Here is a 4,314-nt window from a genome sequence, read left to right as displayed (position 1 = left end):
CGGTGCGCGGCCCGGCTCGACGACGCGGGCCGGACGGCGACCCGTGCGGCCGTCGCGTCCCGCGTCCCGCAGCCGTGGCCCGACCTGATCGACGCCCTGGGGCCCGACCTCGCCCCGCAGGGCCCCGAGACGCTGCCTGCGCCCGACGCCGCGGCCCCCGTCGACCTGCCCGACCCGGGCGTCGTCGACCTGCCCGGCGACGCCGACGAGACGTGCGACCTCGTCGCGGCCCTGCTGGAGGAGCTGGACGACCCCGTGACCGTCGAGCTCGCGCTCGCCGGGATGGTGCGGTGGCGCGACGTCCGCCCGGTCGCGGCGCAGGCCGTGGCGGCACGGGCGATCGCGCGGATCGACGCGTGGGGGGCGTACCCGAGCAGCGTCGGCTCGGCGTTCCTGGCGGTGGTCCTGCAGTGGCTGGACCCGAGGCTGCTGAACCACGAGCGGTTCCGGCCACCCCCCGGCGGGCTGCTGCGCGAGGGCTACGCGTCCCGGGTCGAGGAGGTGCCGCATGGCGCGACGACGCGCGCCGTGACGTCCGGGACGGCCGGCGGGCCGTCGACCGTCGTCGGGTACCACTGGCAGCTCGTCGAGCCGGTACCGCTGCCGGCGGTGCTCCAGCAGGAGCGCCTGCGCGAGGTGCAGCGCCTCCTCGGCGAGCCGCGCGGCCTGCTCCTCGCGACGCCGTCGCGGGCGGACGGGACGCTCGACGCCGCGACGCTCGAGCGCCGGCTCGAGGACCTCCCGACGCCGACGGTGCGGTCGTCGCGGTGGATCCCGCGGCGTGGACCGCGGCCTGCACCCCCGGTGCCGTACGACGCCGCGCTCGCGGTCCTCCGCCTGCCGCCCGCCGACCGGCCCGCCGCGGCCGAACGCCTGGGTGTCGACGCGCCCGTCGGACTGGACGCGCTCCGCGCGCTCTCCGACCCCCGGTCGTGGCGCCGCGTGGTCGGACCCACGGGTGGCCACGGCGCGTTCGGGTTCGTCCCGCGCCCCGCCGCGGTGTGGCGGGGGCCGGAGGCCGCGGGCCGGCTCGACGCCCCGCTGCTCGGGTGGTGCGACACCGGCACGGTCGCCCCGTACTGGGACCGGGGCGCTCTGCACTCCGACCTCGACCGCTCGACCGGGCCGGCCCTCAGCAGCGCGGGGCTGTGCCTGCCGCACGAGCCCGACCTGCTGGCGGTCCACCTCCAGCCGATGCTGTCCTTCTGGCTCGAGAAGCCGCGGGCGTCCTTCGGCGGGGTGGCGCGCACCCTCGGCGCGACCACCACACCGATGGCGGCGCCCGCCGCCGCGGCCCTCGTCTGGCTCGCGGCGTTCAAGGACGTGACGGTGCGGAGCGCGACCGCCGAGACGCTCGCGGCGGCGGCCCAGCGCGGCACGCTCACCGGCGCGACCCTCGGGGGCCAGCTGCTCGACGTCCTCGGGCCCGACGCCGGCCCGTTCGCCGGCGACCGGCCCAAGCTGACGCGGGTCGCGTCGACCCTCGCGGACACCGTCCGCCTCGGCGAGGCCGCCGACCGCCTCGTCCTCGACGCCCTCGTCGTGCTGCTCCCGGTGCTGCACGAGCTGCGCGGCGGCGCCGAGCTGCTGGACGTGGCGGTCGGCTGCGCCGAGCGACGGCGCGCCGCGATCGCGCTGCCACCCGGCCTCGCGGCCCTCGCCGCGACATCGTCGTCGACCCGGACGGCGTCCGCGGCACGGCGCCTGCGGGACGCAGCGGTGCGCTGAGGCAGCTGCTCGCGACGGGCGGCCCGTCAGGTCTCCGCCCGGCCCGTGCGGAGCCGGATGGTGCCGGCGACGCCGAGGGCCAGGGAGCCGACCGCGAGGACGAGCAGCACCCCTGCCAGGTCCGGGACCGACGTCCACAGCCGCGCCCAGGCCTCACCCGGGTCGTCCATGCCGGTGGCGACCAGCGGCAGGACGGTGACCGCCGCCAGCGGGGCGAGGCCGTCGAGTGTCGTCCACGCGGCCACGAGCAGCCTCCTGCCGCGCGGACCGGTGCGGGCCCACCGGGCCGTGCGGGCCGGCAGGCGCAGCCACCGGAGCACGAGCCCGAACGCGAGCAGGGCGATGACGACGTCGGCCCACGCGTAGTACCAGCCGACGCCCCGGCTGCCGCCCTGTTCCGGCCAGCCGTTGGCCACGCGCATCGTGTCGAGGGCGACGTCGAAGGTCGACTCGGCGGGGAAGGCCTGCGCCGGGTTCGCGTTGGCGAGCATGACGACCGCGAACCCGTGGTGCGGGAGCACCTCGAGACCCGCGGTGTAGGTGACCCACCCGCCGGAGTGCCCGAAGCCGTCGTCCGGCGCCCAGGTGGCCGGCTGCCAGTCGACGTCGTAGTCGACGTCCTCGGAGCCCGGCACGCCGCTGACGACCGACCGGCCGGCGACCGTCCCGTGGTCCGCGAGGACGGCGGCGTAGGTGGCGAGGTCCTCGATCGTCGTCCACTGCATGCCCGCGGCCTCCGCGGCCAGCGGCATGGGGACGTCGGCGGGGCGGGTCAGGCCCAGGACGTAGCGGTACCCGTCCGCGACGTCCCGGCCGGCGGCCCGGGCGTCCGCCGCCGTGCGGAAGGTGGACGTCATGCCGAGGGGTCCCAGCACCTCGTCCTGCAGGTAGGTGAAGTAGTCCCGTCCGCTCACGGCCTCGACGACGGCGCCGAGCAGCACGTAGTTCAGGTTGCAGTCCTCCGTCACGGTCCCGGGCGGGTGCGCGGGTTGCAGGTCGGCGATCCGCTCCAGCAGGTCCTGGCGCCGCGCACCGGTGTCGAGGAGCCACGGGCGGTTGCCGTCGGCGGTGGACAGGCCGCTGGTGTGCTCGAGGAGGTGCCGGACCGTCACGGCGGCCGCCGCCTCCCGGTCGAGCAGGTCGAAGCCGGGGACGTGCTGCTGCCCCCGCGCGTCCAGGTCGAGGTCGCCGGCCGCGACGAGCTGGGCGATCGCCAGGGCGGTGTACGTCTTGCCCACGGACGCCGTGTTCATGACGGTCGTCGTGGTCATCGGGCGACCGTCCGCCCCGGCGACGCCGAACGCTGCCGTGTGCACGACGGCGCCGTCCTGCACGACCCCGTAGGCCAGCCCGGGCAGGCCCGCGGCGTCCGCCCGGCGCTCGACGAACGCGTCGAGCTCCGGGAGGGTCAGGGCAAGGGCGTGCGTCCGGACCCCCGTCGCCGACGACGGCACGGCCGGCCGACCCGCGGCACCCGCCGCGACCGGTGCCAGCACGAGGCTCAGGAGGGCGGCGGTCGCCACGAGCGACCGACCGCGCCACCGATCGTGCACCCGGAGCCTCAGTGGACTCGCCTCCCTTCCTCGTCCCCGGTCTATCCCGCGGGGGGTGCGGGCTCCAGGGCCGTTCGGCCCGACGACGAGGCCGGCTCCCCCGGGAAGCGGAGCGGTGGTCCTTCGTCCCTGGCGCCGGTGGCGTCCGGTGCCAGCCTGGCGGTATGACCATGGATGCCCACGAGCCCTCCGCGCTGTGCCCGCCCTGGACCACGACGCTCGCGCTCGAGGGGCCGGCCACCCTCGGTGCCGTCCCCGATGTGCAGGGTGCCCCGGCCGACGCGACCGCGCTCCGCTGACCGGCGCGGCACGTGCTGACGGTGGCGAGGCTGGTCGAGGAGGTCGGGCCGGGCTGCGAGCCCCTCGCGGACGGCTTCCTGCGCGAACCCGTCTCGGCGTGGTCGAGCCTGGCGTTCGTCGTGGCCGGCGTCGTGGTCGTCGTCCTCGCCCGACGACGGCGCCGCGCCGGGAGGGCCGCGGCGGGCGACCCCGCGGGCGGAGGGGTGGTCGAGCCGCCGTCGGCCGCGTACGCCGCCCTGGTCGCGGGCATCGGGTTCGGCTCGGTGGTGCAGCACGGCCCGAACCCGGTCTGGGCGGACCTGGCCCACGACCTCCCGCTGCTGGCCACCCTCCTGCTCATCGCCGCCGACGCCGTCGCGGACCTGACAGGGCGCGCCCGGTCCTGGTGGTGGTGGGTCGTGCCGACGCTGGCGATCGCGCCCGTCGTCCACCTCTGGCCGACGGCGGGGGACCTGACCCAGGGCGGGGCGGCGGTCGTCGCCGTCGTCGTCAGCCTGGTCCGGGCGTGGCGCCGGCCCCCGCTGCGCCCCCCGATCCTGTGGACCCTGGCCCTGCTGGCGACGGGCGGCGCCGTCGAGATCCTCTCGAGCCCCGGGTGGCCGCTGTGCGACCCGTCGACCCGGTGGTGGTTCGGGCATGCCGTCTGGCACGCCGTCGTCGCCGCCGCCCTGACCGTCCTCGCCGGAGCCCTCGGCTACCGCACGGCGCCGTCGCCGGCCTGACCCACCCCGCC

Annotated in this window: 4 protein-coding genes; 3 read left to right on the top strand and 1 reads right to left on the bottom strand. The window is 77.6% G+C overall.

The genetic code is table 11. The annotated features are described in order from the left end of the window. A partial coding sequence (locus N866_RS21570; protein ID WP_034228593.1) for a hypothetical protein occupies positions 1-1,728 on the top strand: 1,728 nt, incomplete at its 5' end. A 26-nt stretch (positions 1,729-1,754) separates the two neighbouring features. Here the strand turns inward: N866_RS21570 and N866_RS20130 are convergent. Continuing rightward, on the bottom strand, positions 1,755-3,251 hold the full coding sequence (locus tag N866_RS20130; RefSeq protein WP_162177331.1) for a serine hydrolase domain-containing protein: 1,497 nt from the start codon (positions 3,249-3,251) through the stop codon (positions 1,755-1,757). Between the two features lie 194 nt (positions 3,252-3,445). Here N866_RS20130 and N866_RS22640 point away from each other — a divergent pair, with 194 nt between their 5' ends. Both N866_RS22640 and N866_RS16730 read left to right on the top strand, forming a co-directional pair. After that, entirely contained in the window at positions 3,446-3,580 is a 135-nt protein-coding gene (locus N866_RS22640) for a hypothetical protein (RefSeq protein WP_281173275.1), read from the top strand. A 21-nt stretch (positions 3,581-3,601) separates the two neighbouring features. Beyond that, a complete protein-coding gene (locus N866_RS16730; RefSeq protein ID WP_245612636.1) occupies positions 3,602-4,303 on the top strand; it encodes a hypothetical protein in 702 nt (233 codons plus the stop codon). Positions 4,304-4,314: the final 11 nt, after the last annotated feature.

This window comes from Actinotalea ferrariae CF5-4, assembly GCF_000603945.1.
GTDB classification, from domain to species: Bacteria; Actinomycetota; Actinomycetes; order Actinomycetales; family Cellulomonadaceae; genus Actinotalea; species Actinotalea ferrariae.
This window is presented reverse-complemented; position numbering and strand designations above follow the sequence as displayed.

Coding starts and splice junctions, on each gene's coding strand:
- N866_RS22640 (WP_281173275.1), top strand. CDS start 3,446: ATGACCATGGATGCCCACGAGCCCTCCGCGCTGTGCCCGCCCTGGACC.